This is a genomic window from Aliiroseovarius sp. YM-037 (assembly GCF_048060095.1).
Classification (GTDB): domain Bacteria; phylum Pseudomonadota; class Alphaproteobacteria; order Rhodobacterales; family Rhodobacteraceae; genus JBLUOA01.
The window spans coordinates 1-15,209 of sequence record NZ_JBLUOA010000008.1 but is presented as its reverse complement, the minus strand read 5'-3'; the positions used below and the strand labels follow the sequence as shown (position 1 = coordinate 15,209).

Genomic DNA, 15,209 nt, shown 5'->3' with positions numbered 1-15,209 from the left:
GGCTTATCGTTTCTCGCACTCAACCGAAGGGGGCAGAAAGAGACCAAATTATTCAATCTTAAGTCGAAGCGCTGTAGCGTACTATTTTGCACTCTGCGGCATCAGACCCCATTTCGCAATCTCAAGTCTTGAGGTTTGCCGTCCACGAGGCTACTATTCTAACAAATGTTAGATTACTGGCGGCGAGAACGAATGCCTGGACCCCTTGATCACCTGAAAATCATCGAACTTGGCCACGTAATTGCCGGACCTTTTTCGGCAGCCTTGCTCTCGGATTTCGGTGCAGATGTCATCAAGATCGAGGCACCCAACCGAACGGATATGATGCGCGACCTCGGGCCCAAGGCAGAGGATGGAGCGGGCGTTTGGTGGAAGACGCTGGGCCGCAACAAGAAGATTCTGAGCCTAGACTGGAAGTCCGGCGAAGGCCGGGACATCCTGCGCAAATTGGTTGAAGGTGCCGATGTTCTTATCGAAAACTTCCGACCGGGCGTGCTTGAACGTGCTGGTATCGGGCCTGAAACCCTTCATGAGTGGAACCCAGATCTGATTGTTCTGCGCGTATCGGGTTACGGACAGGAAGGTCCGATGCGGGACGTACCTGCGTTTGGTCGTGCGGCAGAAGCCATGAGTGGTTTAGCACATCTGACCGGTTTCCCCGACGGGCCGCCGATGCACCCCGGATTTCCGGCGGCCGACAGCTCGACAGGTCTGATGGGCGCATTGGGAATCATGATTGCGCTGTTCGCCCGCGAAAAGGGGATAGCACGGGGTCAGGTTGTCGATCTGGCGGTATTCGAAGCGCTGCTTCGATTGATGGACTATCCTGTTCCCGCGTTGACGGGTGCTAACCTTTCGCCGCGGCGCAACGGGCTGCGCCAGCCGATGGACTTTGCTCCAGGGGGCATGTTCCGCACGTCCGATGGGGTTTGGCTGACCGTCTCGGCAGGTAGCGCGGAAACAGCGCGACGCCTGTTGCGCGCGGTCGGAGGGGACTCTTTGGCCGATGACCCGCGGTTCGAGACACTCGGCGAGATGTCGCAGCACATGGCGGTGGTCTTTGACGCGATCAATGATTTCGTCACGCAGCACACCGCTGAAGAAGTTACGGCTGTATTCGCCCGACATGATGCGGTTGCCTCTCGGGTGTTGAGCGTCGAGGAGATCACGACCAATGAGCAGATACGCCATCGCGGGGACATCGTATCGGTCGAGGGCGAGCAGACCCAGGTCATCGGTCCGATCCCGCATCTAAGCGCGACGCCCGGTGAACTTCGCTGGCTGGGACGACCGCCCGGCGCAGACAGCCGAAGTATTCTAAGCGATCTTGGTTTTGACGATGAGCAAATCTCTGCCCTTTGTGAGGCAGGACTCGTGAGACTGGAAGGCAGGGGGACGCCATGACATTTAGAATGACCCCCGGCCAACAGGAAATCCGCGACCAGATTCTGCGGATTTGTGCACAATTCGACGATGACTACTGGCTGGACCGGGATCGCAACGGTGGTTTTCCCCATGATTTGCACAGGGCAATGGCCGATGGCGGTTGGCTTGGCATCGCCATGCCTGAAGCGGTCGGCGGCGTCGACCTGGGGATCACTGAAGCGACGATCATGATGCAGGCGATCGCCGAGTCCGGGGCTGGCGCGAGCGGGGCCTCGGCCATCCACATGAACATTTTCGGGCTCAACCCGGTGGTGAAGTTCGGGACTGATGAACAGCGCGCGCGCATGCTGAGCCCCCTGATCGCGGGTGATGAAAAGGCTTGTTTCGCCGTCACCGAACCGGCGACGGGGCTGGATACCACAAAGCTAAAGACCATGGCGGTGCGACAGGGGGACAGGTATGTCGTGCATGGTCAAAAGGTCTGGATTTAGACTGCGCAGGTGGCGGACAAAATGTTGCTTCTGGCCAGAACAACGCGGCTTGAGGATGTGACTAACCCGACCGACGGGCTGAGCCTGTTCTATACCGATCTCAACCGTAATTTCGTTGATGTGCGAGAGATCGAAAAGATGGGGCGCAAGGCTGTCGATTCGAACGAGGTCTTCATCGACGGGTTGCCGATACCTGGCGAAGACCTGATCGGAGAAGAGGGCAAAGGGTTTAGGCAAATTCTGCATGGGCTGAATCCAGAATGCATCCTTGTGGCGGGCGAATGCATCGGCATCGCACGCAACGCTCTGACCCGCGCGGCGCAATATGCCAATGAACGAGTGGTTTTCGACCGGCCCATCGGTCAGAATCAGGGCGTTCAGCATCCGCTCGCTCAGGCTTGGGCGCGGGTGGAATAGGCCAATCTCATGGTGATGCACGCCGCCGCCCTTTACGATGCGGGGGAGCCCTGCGGCATCGAGGCGAACGCAGCCAAGCTATTGGCCGCCGACGCCGCGGTTGAGGCGACCGAGGCCGCACAGATCACCTTTGGCGGATTCGGTTACGCAAAGGGATATCACGTGGAGCGTCTGGTCAGAGAAGCGCTCTTGTTCCGCATTGTACCTGTGACGCCGCAGATGTTGTTATCATTCATTGCTGAAAAAGCGCTAGAACTTCCAAAGTCTTACTGACCGCGAGACACAGATTGGGATAGCGCAAATTCTCTACTTGATTATTTTTCTAACAGTCGTTAGATTATCAGACAATGCCCCGCAATAGGGGAAAAGGGAGGAGGCGTCATGAGTGAGACGCAGTTCGGGTCTTCGCGAGAAGACCTGTCAAAACGCTCAACCGTGTATGCTGGCGATTTGTTCGCGGGTAGAACCGTTGTTGTAACCGGTGCAGGCGGAGGTTTGGGGTTGGCGATTGCGACCCTGTTCGCCAGGCTGGGCGCCAATCTGGCGATCAATGGACGCAACGAGGAAAAGCTGGCCTCGGCCAAAGAGTACCTCGAGAGTTTTGGGGGCAGAGTTTTCGCCGTGCCCATGACCATCCGTGACCCTGAACAGGTCGAGGATTTTGTCGCTAAGGCGAATCAGGAATTCGGCTCCATAGACGTTCTGGTGAACAATGCGGGGGGGCAGTTTCCGCAGGCTGCGCTGGATTTTTCCCCGAAGGGCTGGACCGCCGTCATTGACACCAACCTCAACGGAACCTGGTGGATGATGCAATCCACGACGCGCCACTGGGTTGAAAATAAGCAATCGGGTTCCATCGTGAACATCGTGGCCGATATCTGGCGCGGCATGCCCGGCATCGCACATACCTGTGCGGCCCGGGCGGGGGTGATTTACCTTTCCAAATCGGTGGCGGTGGAGTGGGCGCCGTATGATATTCGCGTCAACTGCGTGGCGCCGGGTTGCTGCGAAAGCAATGGTTTCGGGAACTACCCTCCAGAGGGTGCCGCTACCTTCCAGGATTCCAATCCGATGCGGCACGCCGGCGACGAATGGGATGTCGCTGAAGGTGTTGTCTATATGGCGGCCAATTCAGGAAAATTCATAACCGGTGAAGTTCTGAACATCGACGGTGGGCAGCAATTGTGGGGGGACCCATGGCCAACGGGGCGACCGGACTACTTCCGGATTTCCTGATGAAAGCTATGAACCTTCGTGGGGAGAACAAAATCTAGATGATGACGAAGAGTAATACAGCAATCGGTGCCGATGACGGGGCGATACTTGAATGCAACGGGGTCGAACGACGGTTTGGTGGCATCGTCGCCGTTACCGGTGTGGATCTCGTCATTCGGCAGGGAGAAATATTTGGACTTGTCGGTCCAAACGGTAGCGGCAAGACAACACTAACGAATGCAATTACCGGGTTTTATCCGCCAAACGTAGGCGCTGTCCGGCTGGCGGGAAAAGACATCACGGGCATAGCGCCTCATAAGGTTGCCAAGCTCGGGGTTGCGCGGACATTCCAGAATCTTGCCCTTTTCAACGGGATGAGCGTTCTGGACAACATCCTGCTCGGGCGCCACATTCACATGAAACCGGGCGTCTTGCGTACTGCGCTCTATTGGTGGGCGGCGCGGCATGAAGAGATCGAGAATCGTAAGATCGTCGAGGAGGTGATCGAGTTTCTACAGCTTGAAAGCATCCGACATGAGTTGGTCGATGGTCTTCCGATCGGGCTGAAAAAACGGGTCGAGCTTGCGCGGGCATTGGTGGCCGAGCCGCAAATGTTGATACTCGATGAGCCGATGGCAGGCATGAACCAGGAAGAGAAGGGGTATATGTCCCGCTTCATTCTGGATGCCCGTGCCGAGCGTGGCGTCAGCGTTCTGCTGATCGAGCATCATATGGATGTCATCACCGGCATCTGCGATCGGATGCTGGCGTTGAATTATGGAGAAATGATCGCCAGCGGCATTCCGAAGGACGTTGTAAAAGACCCGCGGGTCATCGAGGCATATATCGGAGGGTCGCATGACTGATTTGACGCAGAAACAGTCTTCGGGCGGCGATACGATTGGCGCACTGCTGGCACTGAACGCCTCGAGACATGGATCGGAAATCGCACTTCGCGAGAAAGAGCGTGGGATCTGGAAAGAAACCACTTGGGCGGAATACGCCGAAGAAGTGCTTGCCTGCGCGGCTGGACTTGAAAAAATCGGTGTAAAGCCGGGCAAGGCTGTACTTTTCCTGGGCGACAACCGTGCACGGTTATATGGCGGCATGCTGGCTGTTTCGTTGCTCGGTGCCTATGCAATGCCTGCCTATCCTGGCGCGACACTCGAAGAACTTCGGCACTTTCTTGGCGAAGTCGAAATCGTCGCGGCCATCGCCGAAGATCAGGAACAGGTAGACAAAATCCTGGAACTGAAAGACGCGGGCGCGAAAGGCATTGATCACATCATTTATGATGAAGAGCGGGGTCTTGGCTTCTATGAGGTTGAAGGGCTGATGTCCTGGAATCACCTGATCGAAGTCGGTCAGCACGATTTGAACGAAGCACCAAGTTTGCGCGATGAGCTCTTTGGTCGGGCAAAGCCCGACGATCCGGCCATTTTCATGCATTCGTCAGGGACCACGGGCAAGCCGAAAGGTATCGTTCTGAGTCAGAAGAACGTTCTTGCTGCGGCCAGGAACGGGCATGCGGCGGGTGCATTCGACGACAATGAGGAAATCCTCGCCTATCTGCCGATGGCCTGGGTGGGCGACTTCGCCATTACCGTCGCGGCGGCGCTGCACTGCCGGTTCACCGTGAACGTGCCTGAACGTCAGGAAACCGTCGTTCGCGACATGCGCGAAATCGCTCCGACATTTTATCTGGCGGCGCCGAGAAGCTGGGACCAGATGCTGACGACGATCCAAGTGGGTATCGAGAATTCGACCCCGGTCAAAAAATGGCTGTACCATTTCTTCATGGACCGGGCGATTGCCGCCGAGACACGCAAGCTGAATGGCATTAGCGGCGGTGCACTAGAGCCTTTGGGCCGACTTTTGGGCGAGGCGATCGTTTTTGGTCCGATCAAGGACCAGTTCGGGATGAGTCGTCTGAAGAACGCGTTCACTGGCGGCGAAGCAATCGGTGAGGACACTTTTGTTTTCTACCGAGCCCTGGGAATCAAATTGCGCCAGCTCTACGGTCAGACCGAAAATAGCGCGATCAATGCGATTCAGGCTCCGGGCGAGGTGCGCCTCCATACCGTTGGCAAACCCGCACCTGGCGTCGAGGTAAAAATCGCCGAAGACGGAGAGATCCTGGTGCGTTCGGACAGCGTGTTTGAAGGGTACTTCAACAAACCCGAAGCGACTGCTGAAGCGCTTGAGGGCGGGTGGCTGCATACCGGCGATGCCGGGTATCTGGAGGATGACGGACACCTGGTTGTTCTGGGCCGTGTCTCCGAGGTCATGCATACAGCCGGAGGTGAGCGCTATGTGCCAAACTACATTGAGAACCGGCTGAAATTCAGCCCGTATATCAAGGATGCGGCTGTTATCGGTGCCGGCCTGGATGAATTGACTGCTATGGTCTGCGTGGATTTCGAGGCAGTGGGACACTGGGCCGAAGTGAACGGGGTGCCTTATGTGTCCTATTCCGATTTGTCGCAACGCGACGAGGTCGCGGCGCTGCTGCACGGGGCATTCGAACGGGTAAATAAGGCCGTCACAGAGCCGTTGCGTCTTAAACGCTTTGTCAGCCTGCCGAAGGAATTCGACCCGGACGATGGTGAGATCACGCGGACCCGAAAACTGCGACGCAAGGTCGTACAGGAACGCTATGTCGACGTGATCGCGGCGCTCTACGACGGTTCAAAAGATGTCCACGTAAGCGCGCAGGTGACTTACGAGACAGGGGAAGTAGGGAAGGTCGAAAGAAGCCTTCCCATCAGGGAGGTATAAATGGATTGGGTCTTTCTATCTGAGCTTGCGATCAATGGAGCCTTGACGGGTCTCTTGTATTCGCTCTTCGCTATCGGCCTCGTGCTGATTTACAAAGCATCTTCGGTGCCCAATCTGGCGCAGGGTGGGCTGACAATGGTCGGGGCCTATGTGGTTCTTGCCCTTTCGCATGACGCGGGTCTGCCGCTGTGGCTGGCCATTCCTCTTGCTGCGGTGATCATGTTCGGCCTGGGATTTGGCATCGAGCGTGTTGCCCTGCGCCGTCTCGCGGGCCGCCCGGTCGTCATGATCTTGATGCTGACACTTGGCTTGGACATCTTCCTGCGGGGAATAACACTTGCAATTTGGGGTGGGACATCCCGTTCGGTTGATTTGGGGGTCAGCTATGAACCGCTGTTCCTGGGCGACATCTTCGTCAGCCGCATCCATCTTGTCGGTGCCGGTGTTGCGCTCGCACTCTTTGTCGCCTTCATGCTGTTCTTCCGAACCCGGACCGGGATCAAGTTGCGGGCGATCGCGGATGATTACATGGCTTCGTGGTCGGTCGGCATTTCGGTTGAGCGCGGCGTAGGGTTGTCCTGGGCACTGGCATCAGTTGTTGCCGTCGCCGCAGGCGTCATCTGGGGCGAGATTCAGGGTGTAGATCAGGCGCTGTCGCTGTTGCTTCTGAAGGGCCTGACGGTGGCCGTTCTTGGTGGCCTCGACAGTATCCTCGGCGCAGTGATCGCGGGCATAATTCTGGGCGTCGTCGAAAACGTTGGTGCCGATTTTCTGGATCCGCTTGTCGGAGGCGGAAGCCGTGAGCTTATCGTCGCCGCCGTGCTCATTCTTACGGTCATGATCCGTCCGCATGGACTGTTCGGTCGTCACGACATTGAAAGGGTCTAAGGGATGTTTTATAGACTTTCCGGTGTCCATCACGCCAACTATGTATCCGACAGTCGTATCTTCAAGGTACCTGCTGACCGGAACCTGGCTGTATTCATCTTCCTGATTGGACTTGCCGCGCCATTCATCATACCGTCGCTCTACCTGAACAGTTACATGCTTCCGTGGCTGATCTGGACGGCCGCCGCCCTTGGACTTAACCTGGTGACAGGTTGGGCTGGCCAACTTCACTTGGGCTATGCTGCGGTCATGGCCGTCGGGGCGTATTCGGCGATCCACGCGGCGCGTTTCGGCGTGCCATGGGAATTCGCCCTGATCATTGGCGGGTTGACGTCATCTGTGATCGGCAGCCTGTTCGCCTTTGCCGCATTGCGGGTCAAGGGTCTCTATCTCGCACTCACGACTCTTGCGATGCAATTCGTGATGGACTGGGTTCTGACCCACTCGCCGGCGATTTCAGGGGGCTCGCACGCATCGCTCCAGTCACCAACTTTGGCGTTTCTTGGGCAGGATATTACCTCTGATACCGGTTTTTACTATGTCGCCTTCGGATGGTGTGTGTTGGTGACGATCTTCATGCTGAATCTCAAACGCACTGGGCTTGGTCGTGCCTTGGTCGCGGTACGCGAAAAAGACTTTGCTGCCGCGATCCTGGGTGTGAACAGTTTCTATTACAAGATCCTAGCCTTCGCGACTTCGTCTTTCATCGCGGGCGTCAGTGGTGCTTTGCTTGTCGCCACCTTCTTCTTTCTTGCCGCGCCGGAGCAGTTTTCGGTCACCGTATCTATCCAGGTTCTTGCGATGGTGATCGTTGGCGGCCTCGGCAGCGTAATCGGATCCTATTTCGGTGTTGCTCTGATCCTTCTTGTCCCCGGTTTGGTGAACGGTCTCGTCGTCACGGTGAGCGAGGGGCTTGGTATGCAGATCAATGTTGAAACGCTCGCTCACATCCCGAATGCGGTCTATGGCGCACTGATCGTCATTATCCTTCTGATCGAACCGCTCGGTTTGGGAAAACTCTACGGCAACATCAGAGACTATCTGATGGTCTGGCCCTTCGATCAGTTCAAGAAATAAGGGAAATGCCGATGCAAGAAAAAGTTGAAGCCGAGCACATTCTGTCCATGAACAGTGTCGAGGTGCTGTACGACAATGTAATGCTGGCGATCAAAGGTGTTTCGGTCAAGGTGCCAAAAGGCGAGATGATCGCGCTCTTGGGCTCGAACGGCGCGGGCAAAAGCACCACGTTGAAAGCGATCAGCGGTCTTCTGAAGGCAGAGCGCGGACGCATCAGCCGAGGTGAAGTAACCTTCCAGGGAACAGACATAACCGAAGTGCTCGCGCAAAACCGCGTCGGGATGGGTATCTGTCACGTCATCGAAGGGCGGCGGGTCTTTGAACACCTGACCCCCGACGAGAACCTGACCGCTGCTGCGCCGCGCGGAATGTCCCGATCGGCGCTGAATGCGGAAAACGAAAAGATTTACGACTATTTCCCACGACTTGCCGAACGCCGCAATTCGCAAGCAGGCTATTTGTCTGGTGGCGAGCAACAGATGCTGGCCATCGGCAGGGCGCTGGTGACGCAGCCGAAACTGTTGATGCTCGACGAACCAAGTCTCGGCCTTGCCCCGTTCCTGGTCGAGGAAATCTTCGGCATCCTGCAAAAGATCAATCAGGAGGAGGGCGTATCCGTCCTGCTGGTGGAGCAGAACGCGCTGGCCGCTCTGGAGATTGTTTCGCAAGGGTATCTGATTGAGAACGGCCGCGTTGTCATGCACGGCACGGCCGAGGCGCTCAAATCCAACTCCGACATTCAGGAATTTTATCTGGGCGGCGGAGAAGAAACCGATTTTCACAACGTCAAGCACTACAGCCGACGCAAACGTTGGCTGAGCTGAGGTACTATTCAGAAATTGTTCAGGGAGGATCAAATGAAGAAATTTACCAAAGCGTTGGCCGTGTTTTCAATGGTTGGCGGAGCGATGTTCGGCACCCAGGCGCTGGCTGAGCCATTCAAGATCGGCATCTGCTACGACCTCAGCAAAGCCTATACCTTTGCCACGCCGCAGGTTGCCCAGGCGGCACAGGATCTCGCCAAACTGGTCAATATGAAGGGCGGCATCGGAGGAGAACCGGTCGAGGTTATCGTGCGCGATCACGGGAACGAACCGCAGCGCGGGATCGAGTGTTATTCCAAGCTCAGCCGCGAGGGCGTTTTCGTCTTCGATACACTGTCCACTCCAGTGTCTTTGGCCATCCTGCCTCGGGCCATGGAAGATGGACGTATCCTGATGCAGTCACTTGTCGGCCGCGGCGATGCCGTGGATGGTAAGGTTTTTGACTGGGTCTATCCGATCGGGCCTACCTATTGGGGGCAAGCCGCCAACGACGTTGCCTATATCAAGCAATTGCATGACGGCGATCTGTCGGGTGTGAAGGTAGGCTTTGTCTATTTCGATTACCCTTTCGGACAAGAGCCAATCGAGATTCTGGAAACCCTGTCCGAGAAAGAGGGTTTCGAACTTGAGCTTTACCCCGTTCCGCTGCCCGGCAGCGACCAGGCCGGAGTATGGTCCAAGGTGCGCCGCGACAAGCCCGATCACGTGATCGTCTGGATGCTGGGCGGTGCCCATGTGGTCGCATCGAAAGAGATGCAGCGCAATCGCATCCCGATGGAAAAATACATTTCGGTCAACTGGCTGAACGAGGTCGATATTGCCAATATCGGCACTGATGCGGCCAAAGGCATCAAGCGCGGTACCAATGTCGTGGGCGGTCAGGATGTCGCCCTGTTCAAGGAGATCATGACCGAGCTTTATGACAACGGACAGGGCTCGGGCCCGATTGAGAAGACGCAGGACGTTTTCTATAATACGGGGCTGGCCATGTATTCGATCATGTTCGAAGCCGCGCGCAACGCGGTCGAACTCGAAGGGCTGCCAATCACTCCGACATCCTACAAGGCCGGACTCGAGTCGTTGAAGGGTTATGACGCCAACGGGTTGATGGCCCCCATTACGGTAACGGCCGAAGACCATGGCGGCGGTGGCCAGACGCGCATCGAAATGTGGGACGGGGAGGCTTGGGTGCCGCAAACCGAATGGATTTCTGAATACGGCGATGTCGTGTGGGATGTGGTTAAGGAAAGTTCCGCAAAATACGAGCAGTGACAGGCTGATAGTAGGAAGGGTGGCGCTGTACAGGGCGGCGGCGCTCACAAAACAGTTTAGCCGCCCTAAAATCAACCAACGGGAGAGAGAATATGAAAATCAAACAGCACATCAAGGCGGTGGCCCTTACTGCCGCATTGGCAACAAGCGCGACGGTGGCTGCGGCACAGGACAAGGAGCCGATCCGCTTCGGACTTTGCTTCGACCTTAGTAAATCGTACACGTTCATTTCACCGCAGGTGGCCCAGGCAGCCCAGGACCTGGCGATGTACACCAACGAAAACGGTGGAATTGAAGGCCATCCGGTTGAAATCATCATTCGCGACCATGGCAACGAACCGCAACGTGGCGTGGAATGCTATGAGCAGCTCAAACGTGACGGTGTTTTCCTTTTCAACTTTCTTTCCACGCCCGTCACGAACGCGGTTCTGCCGCGTGCCATGAAGGACGGAAACGTCCTGATGCAATCCTTCGTTGGCCGTGGCGATGCCGTGGACGGCGAGGTGTTCGAATGGGTTTTCCCGGTCGGCCCGACCTACTGGCAGCAGGCGGCAAATGACGTTGCCTTCATCAAAGGCCAGATGGGCGGTGACCTGAGCAAAGCAAAGATCGGGTTCATCTATCTGGATTATCCCTTCGGTCAGGAACCGATCGAGATCCTGAAAACACTTTCTGAAAAGGAAGGGTTTGAGCTGGAGCTTTATCCTGTGCCGCTCCCCGGGTCGGATCAAGCCGGCGCATGGAGCAGTATCCGCCGTGATAAGCCAGATTACGTGATCAGCTGGCTTCTGGCGGGCGGACACGTGGTCGCCTCCAAGGAAATGCGCCGCAACCGCTTCCCGATCGACCGCTATCTGTCGGTTAACTGGTTGAACGAAGTCGATATCGCCAACATCGGCGAGGAAGAGGCGAAGGGCATCCTGCGCGGGACCAACGTGGCCGGTGGCCAGGAAGTTCCGATCGTCAAGACGATGCTGGACACCTACTATGCCAATGGCAAGGGCAGCGGTCCCGAGAGCCTTGTTCGCGACGTGTACTACAACACGGGCATGGCGATTTACTCGGCCGGTTTTGAAGCCGCACGTATCGCGATTGCCGAAAACGGTTGGCCGCTCACGCCAGAAAGCATGAAGGCTGCCTATGAATCGATCGAGAACTTCGATGGCGACGGCGTCATGGCCCCGGTGACCGTAACCGGTGAAGACCACGGCGGCGGCGGCAAGACCCGGGTCGAACAGTGGAATGGCGAAACCTGGGTTCCGCTGACCGACTGGAGCGCCGACTATCTCGACGTTGTGTGGGAAGTCATCAAGCACAGTTCCAAGTCGTTCTCTGTCGAATAAGCAGGAACTTCCCCGCGGCAAACATGTCGCGGGGAAGCTTCGCACTAGAATGTCACCAGTTAAAACGGAGCAGGTATCATGAGCCCAATTGATGTAAAAATCGAAGACGGCATTGCGACCGTCTGTATCAATCGGCCCGAACGCAAGAACGCGCTTTCCGTGGCCGCGACGAACGGGCTGACGGATGCCTGGGAAAAGATCGAGGCGGACGACAGCGTTCGTGTGGCCATACTGACCTCGGCCGATTGCGGTGTTTTCAGCGCCGGGCTGGACCTCAAGGAAGCCACGCAAATCGCGCGCGACGAAGGCGTCGATATCCTGTCAAAGATGCGCGATCCATTTCACGAGACCATGCGCGCCTGCAGGAAGCCGATCATCGCGGCGATGACGGGGTCGCTGATGGCGGGCGGCATGATGCTGACGCTGAATTGCGATTTGCGGGTCGGACTCAAGGGGACCAAGGTTGGCATTACCGAGGTGAAGATCGGTCGCGGATCGCCTTGGGCTTCGCCGGCACTGACCATGCTACCGCAGCCCATCCTTATGGAAATCCTGCTGACCGGAGACCTGATGCCGATCGAGCGGCTACATGAATACGGGTTCACCAACTATATCGAGGACTCCCCCGATGCCGTTCGCGCGCGGGCATTCGACCTTGCCAAACGCATAGCCAGTGGGGCTCCGCTTTCGGTGATCGCTGCCAAGGGCGGCGTTCGCGCAACCATGGATCTGGGCTGCGCGGGTGGCCTCGAAGAAGGTAAGCGCCTGCATGAGGTTGTGTACGCCAGCAACGACGCGATTGAAGGCCCCAAGGCTTTTGCTGAAAAACGCGCACCGGTCTGGACAGGAACCTGATGGAGACCGGAATGACTGAACTTATTCGCCTGGACAGGGATGGGCCTGTCGGAATACTGCGTTTTCTTCAGCCGGCAAAACGCAACCCTTACAGCATCGGGTTCGTCGAAGAACTGGTGGCGCTCCTGCGCGAGGCTGAACAGGATGATGTAATCCGCGTCGTTGTCATGACAGGCGGCGATCATTTCAGCAGCGGCGGCGATCTCGTTGGATTTCAGGCTGAAATCGCGAAAGGCGCAAGGGCGACATCGGAAATGGTCGACCGGGTTCACGATGGCGGACGCGCGGCCTATCTGTTTCGGAAGCCTCTGATTTCTGCTGTATGCGGGGTGGCATTTGGTGCGGGTCTCAGCCTGGCGCTGTCTGCGGATTTCGTCGTAGCCGCCGAAGATGCCCGGTTGTGCGAAGTTTTTGCGCGCGTCGGCGGCTGTCCCGACACCGGCTCGAGCTGGCTGCTTCAGCAGCGTGCCGGTGCGGGCGTGGCGCGGATGCTTGTTCTCACAGGTCGTGAAATAGACGGGCGCACCGCCAGGGAACTGCGAGTTGTCGAAGAATGCGTACCCCCCGACCAGGTCGAGCAACGCGCTCTGGAAATTGCCCACGAGATCGCCCCACACCCGATGTTCGGCATTCAGACCGCCAAGCGCGTGATGCGTGCCGCGGCGGAGTGCAGCTATCTGGAGGCGCTGGACATCGAGCGCGATGCCCAAAGCGTTTTGCTGTGTGCGCATGATTTTCCAGAGGCCATGAAAGCGTTCTCCGAGAAAAGAAAACCCGAATTCAACGACCGATAGGTCGGTAGAAACCGTATCTAACAAACCAAGGAGACCGTAGATGAAGGTGCTTGTGCCTGTCAAACGCGTGATCGACTACAACGTGAAAGTGCGCGTCAAAGCGGACGGAAGCGGTGTCGATCTTGCCAACGTTAAGATGTCGATGAACCCCTTTGACGAGATCGCCGTCGAAGAGGCCATCCGCCTGAAAGAAGCCGACAAGGCAGACGAGGTCGTCGTCGTCTCGATCGGTGTGAAGCAAGCGCAAGAGACCCTGCGCACCGCTTTGGCCATGGGCGCGGATCGCGCCATTCTAGTTGTGGCCGCCAATGACGTCCACCAGGACATCGAACCGCTGGCTGTGGCCAAGATCCTGAAAGCCATTGTCGACGAAGAGCAGCCGGGTCTGGTCCTGGCCGGTAAGCAGGCCATCGACAACGACATGAACGCCACCGGCCAGATGCTGTCGGCGCTGTTGGGATGGTCGCAAGGCACCTTCGCCTCGGAACTGGACATCGACGGCGACAAGGCCGTGGTGACCCGCGAGGTCGACGGCGGTTTGCAGACTATCAAGGTCAACTTGCCTGCAGTCGTCACCGTGGACCTGCGCTTGAACGAGCCGCGTTACGCTTCGCTGCCCAACATCATGAAGGCCAAGAAGAAGCCGCTGGACGAAAAAACCGCCGCCGGTTACGGCGTCGACTCTTCGCCGCGTCTTGAAGTGGTCAAAACGACCGAGCCGGCAACACGTGCCGCCGGCATCATCGTCGGCTCGGTTGACGAGCTGGTTTCGAAACTCAAAGAAGCGGGGGCTGTGTAATGGCTGTTCTTCTTCTCGCCGAAATCAACAATGGTGAACTGGCGCTGGACGCCACCGCCAAAGCCGTCACCGCCGCCCGGGCACTGGGCGACGTGACCGTTCTGGCCGCGGGTGCTTCCGCCGCCGCAGCTGGCGAAGCCGCCGCCAAGATCGACGGTGTCGCCAAGGTGTTGGTCGCTGAAGATGCGTCGCTGGGTCACCGCATGGCGGAACCCACCGCCGCGCTGATCGTGTCGCTGGTCGGTGACTATTCGCACATCGTGGCACCCGCCACGACCGACGCCAAGAACGTCATGCCGCGCGTTGCTGCGCTGCTGGACGTGATGGTGATTTCGGACGCCTCTGGCGTTGTCGATGCAGACACGTTCGAACGCCCGATCTATGCCGGCAACGCCGTGCAAACCGTCAAATCTTTGGATGCGACCAAGGTTATCACCTTCCGCACCTCGACCTTCGACGCCGCTGGCGAAGGCGGCTCGGCCGCAGTCGAAACCATCGGTGCTGCCGACAACCCCGGCCTGTCCGAATGGGTCGAAGACAAGGTGGCCGCATCGGACCGCCCCGAGCTGACCTCGGCCGGCGTGGTCGTGTCCGGTGGCCGTGGCGTCGGATCCGAAGAGGATTTTGCCCTGATCGAAAAGCTGGCTGACAAGCTGGGCGCCGCCGTTGGGGCTTCGCGCGCTGCTGTCGACTCGGGCTACGCCCCGAACGACTGGCAGGTGGGGCAAACCGGCAAAGTTGTTGCCCCCGAACTGTATGTCGCCGTTGGCATCTCGGGCGCCATCCAACACCTGGCTGGCATGAAGGACAGCAAGATCATCGTCGCGATCAACAAGGACGAAGAAGCCCCGATCTTCCAGGTTGCTGACTTCGGCCTGGTCGCCGACCTGTTCGAGGCCGTCCCGGCCCTGACTGACGCACTGTAAATCGCGTCACATCAAATGAGAGAAGGCCCGCCATCCGGCGGGCCTTCTTTGTATGCTCATCTTGTTCCTAAAGCGTTTCTAAATTAACTTGAGGCATACCCGGCAGCCTTGAAGTAGTTCCAGCATTCGGTTGGATCATAGAGT

Annotated in this window: 13 protein-coding genes and 1 pseudogene; all 14 read left to right on the top strand. The window is 57.6% G+C overall.

Annotated features, from left to right (window positions below):
- Positions 1-192: 192 nt before the first annotated feature.
- Positions 193-1,404 carry a CaiB/BaiF CoA transferase family protein gene (locus ACEWPJ_RS17455; protein WP_238373303.1) on the top strand — a complete coding sequence of 404 codons (1,212 nt, stop codon included), beginning with the start codon at positions 193-195 and terminating at the stop codon, positions 1,402-1,404.
- An 8-nt stretch (positions 1,405-1,412) separates the two neighbouring features.
- Positions 1,413-2,567 (top strand): annotated as a pseudogene (locus ACEWPJ_RS17450) (acyl-CoA dehydrogenase family protein).
- Between the two features lie 108 nt (positions 2,568-2,675).
- Positions 2,676-3,530 carry an SDR family oxidoreductase gene (locus ACEWPJ_RS17445; RefSeq protein ID WP_238373304.1) on the top strand — a complete coding sequence of 285 codons (855 nt, stop codon included), beginning with the start codon at positions 2,676-2,678 and terminating at the stop codon, positions 3,528-3,530.
- 38 nt (positions 3,531-3,568) lie between these two features.
- Positions 3,569-4,375 carry an ABC transporter ATP-binding protein gene (locus ACEWPJ_RS17440; RefSeq protein ID WP_238373305.1) on the top strand — a complete coding sequence of 269 codons (807 nt, stop codon included), beginning with the start codon at positions 3,569-3,571 and terminating at the stop codon, positions 4,373-4,375.
- Positions 4,368-6,287, top strand: coding sequence for an AMP-dependent synthetase/ligase (locus ACEWPJ_RS17435; protein WP_238373306.1), 1,920 nt, complete (start codon positions 4,368-4,370; stop codon positions 6,285-6,287). The genes ACEWPJ_RS17440 and ACEWPJ_RS17435 overlap by 8 nt, the downstream gene beginning before the upstream one ends.
- Positions 6,288-7,175: a branched-chain amino acid ABC transporter permease gene (locus ACEWPJ_RS17430; RefSeq protein ID WP_238373307.1), complete on the top strand. Its 888-nt coding sequence runs from the start codon at positions 6,288-6,290 to the stop codon at positions 7,173-7,175. It begins immediately after the preceding gene.
- Positions 7,176-7,178: 3 nt separating this feature from the next.
- The gene (locus ACEWPJ_RS17425) at positions 7,179-8,252 is read left to right on the top strand and encodes a branched-chain amino acid ABC transporter permease (RefSeq protein WP_027238718.1); all 1,074 of its coding nucleotides are present in this window, start codon (positions 7,179-7,181) and stop codon (positions 8,250-8,252) included.
- An 11-nt stretch (positions 8,253-8,263) separates the two neighbouring features.
- Positions 8,264-9,076 (top strand): ABC transporter ATP-binding protein, encoded by an 813-nt coding sequence (locus tag ACEWPJ_RS17420; protein WP_238373308.1) that lies wholly within the window; start codon positions 8,264-8,266, stop codon positions 9,074-9,076.
- 33 nt (positions 9,077-9,109) lie between these two features.
- Complete coding sequence (locus tag ACEWPJ_RS17415) at positions 9,110-10,348, top strand: ABC transporter substrate-binding protein (protein ID WP_337926834.1); 1,239 nt, start codon at positions 9,110-9,112, stop codon at positions 10,346-10,348.
- A 92-nt stretch (positions 10,349-10,440) separates the two neighbouring features.
- Entirely contained in the window at positions 10,441-11,691 is a 1,251-nt protein-coding gene (locus ACEWPJ_RS17410) for an ABC transporter substrate-binding protein (RefSeq protein ID WP_238373309.1), read from the top strand.
- A 78-nt stretch (positions 11,692-11,769) separates the two neighbouring features.
- Positions 11,770-12,546, top strand: coding sequence for an enoyl-CoA hydratase/isomerase family protein (locus ACEWPJ_RS17405; protein ID WP_238373310.1), 777 nt, complete (start codon positions 11,770-11,772; stop codon positions 12,544-12,546).
- A gap of 11 nt (positions 12,547-12,557) precedes the next feature.
- The gene (locus tag ACEWPJ_RS17400; RefSeq protein WP_238373311.1) at positions 12,558-13,340 is read left to right on the top strand and encodes an enoyl-CoA hydratase/isomerase family protein; all 783 of its coding nucleotides are present in this window, start codon (positions 12,558-12,560) and stop codon (positions 13,338-13,340) included.
- A gap of 40 nt (positions 13,341-13,380) precedes the next feature.
- The gene (locus tag ACEWPJ_RS17395; RefSeq protein ID WP_238373312.1) at positions 13,381-14,139 is read left to right on the top strand and encodes an electron transfer flavoprotein subunit beta/FixA family protein; all 759 of its coding nucleotides are present in this window, start codon (positions 13,381-13,383) and stop codon (positions 14,137-14,139) included.
- The gene (locus ACEWPJ_RS17390; RefSeq protein WP_238373313.1) at positions 14,139-15,065 is read left to right on the top strand and encodes an electron transfer flavoprotein subunit alpha/FixB family protein; all 927 of its coding nucleotides are present in this window, start codon (positions 14,139-14,141) and stop codon (positions 15,063-15,065) included. Before ACEWPJ_RS17395 ends, ACEWPJ_RS17390 begins: the two co-directional genes overlap by 1 nt.
- Positions 15,066-15,209: the final 144 nt, after the last annotated feature.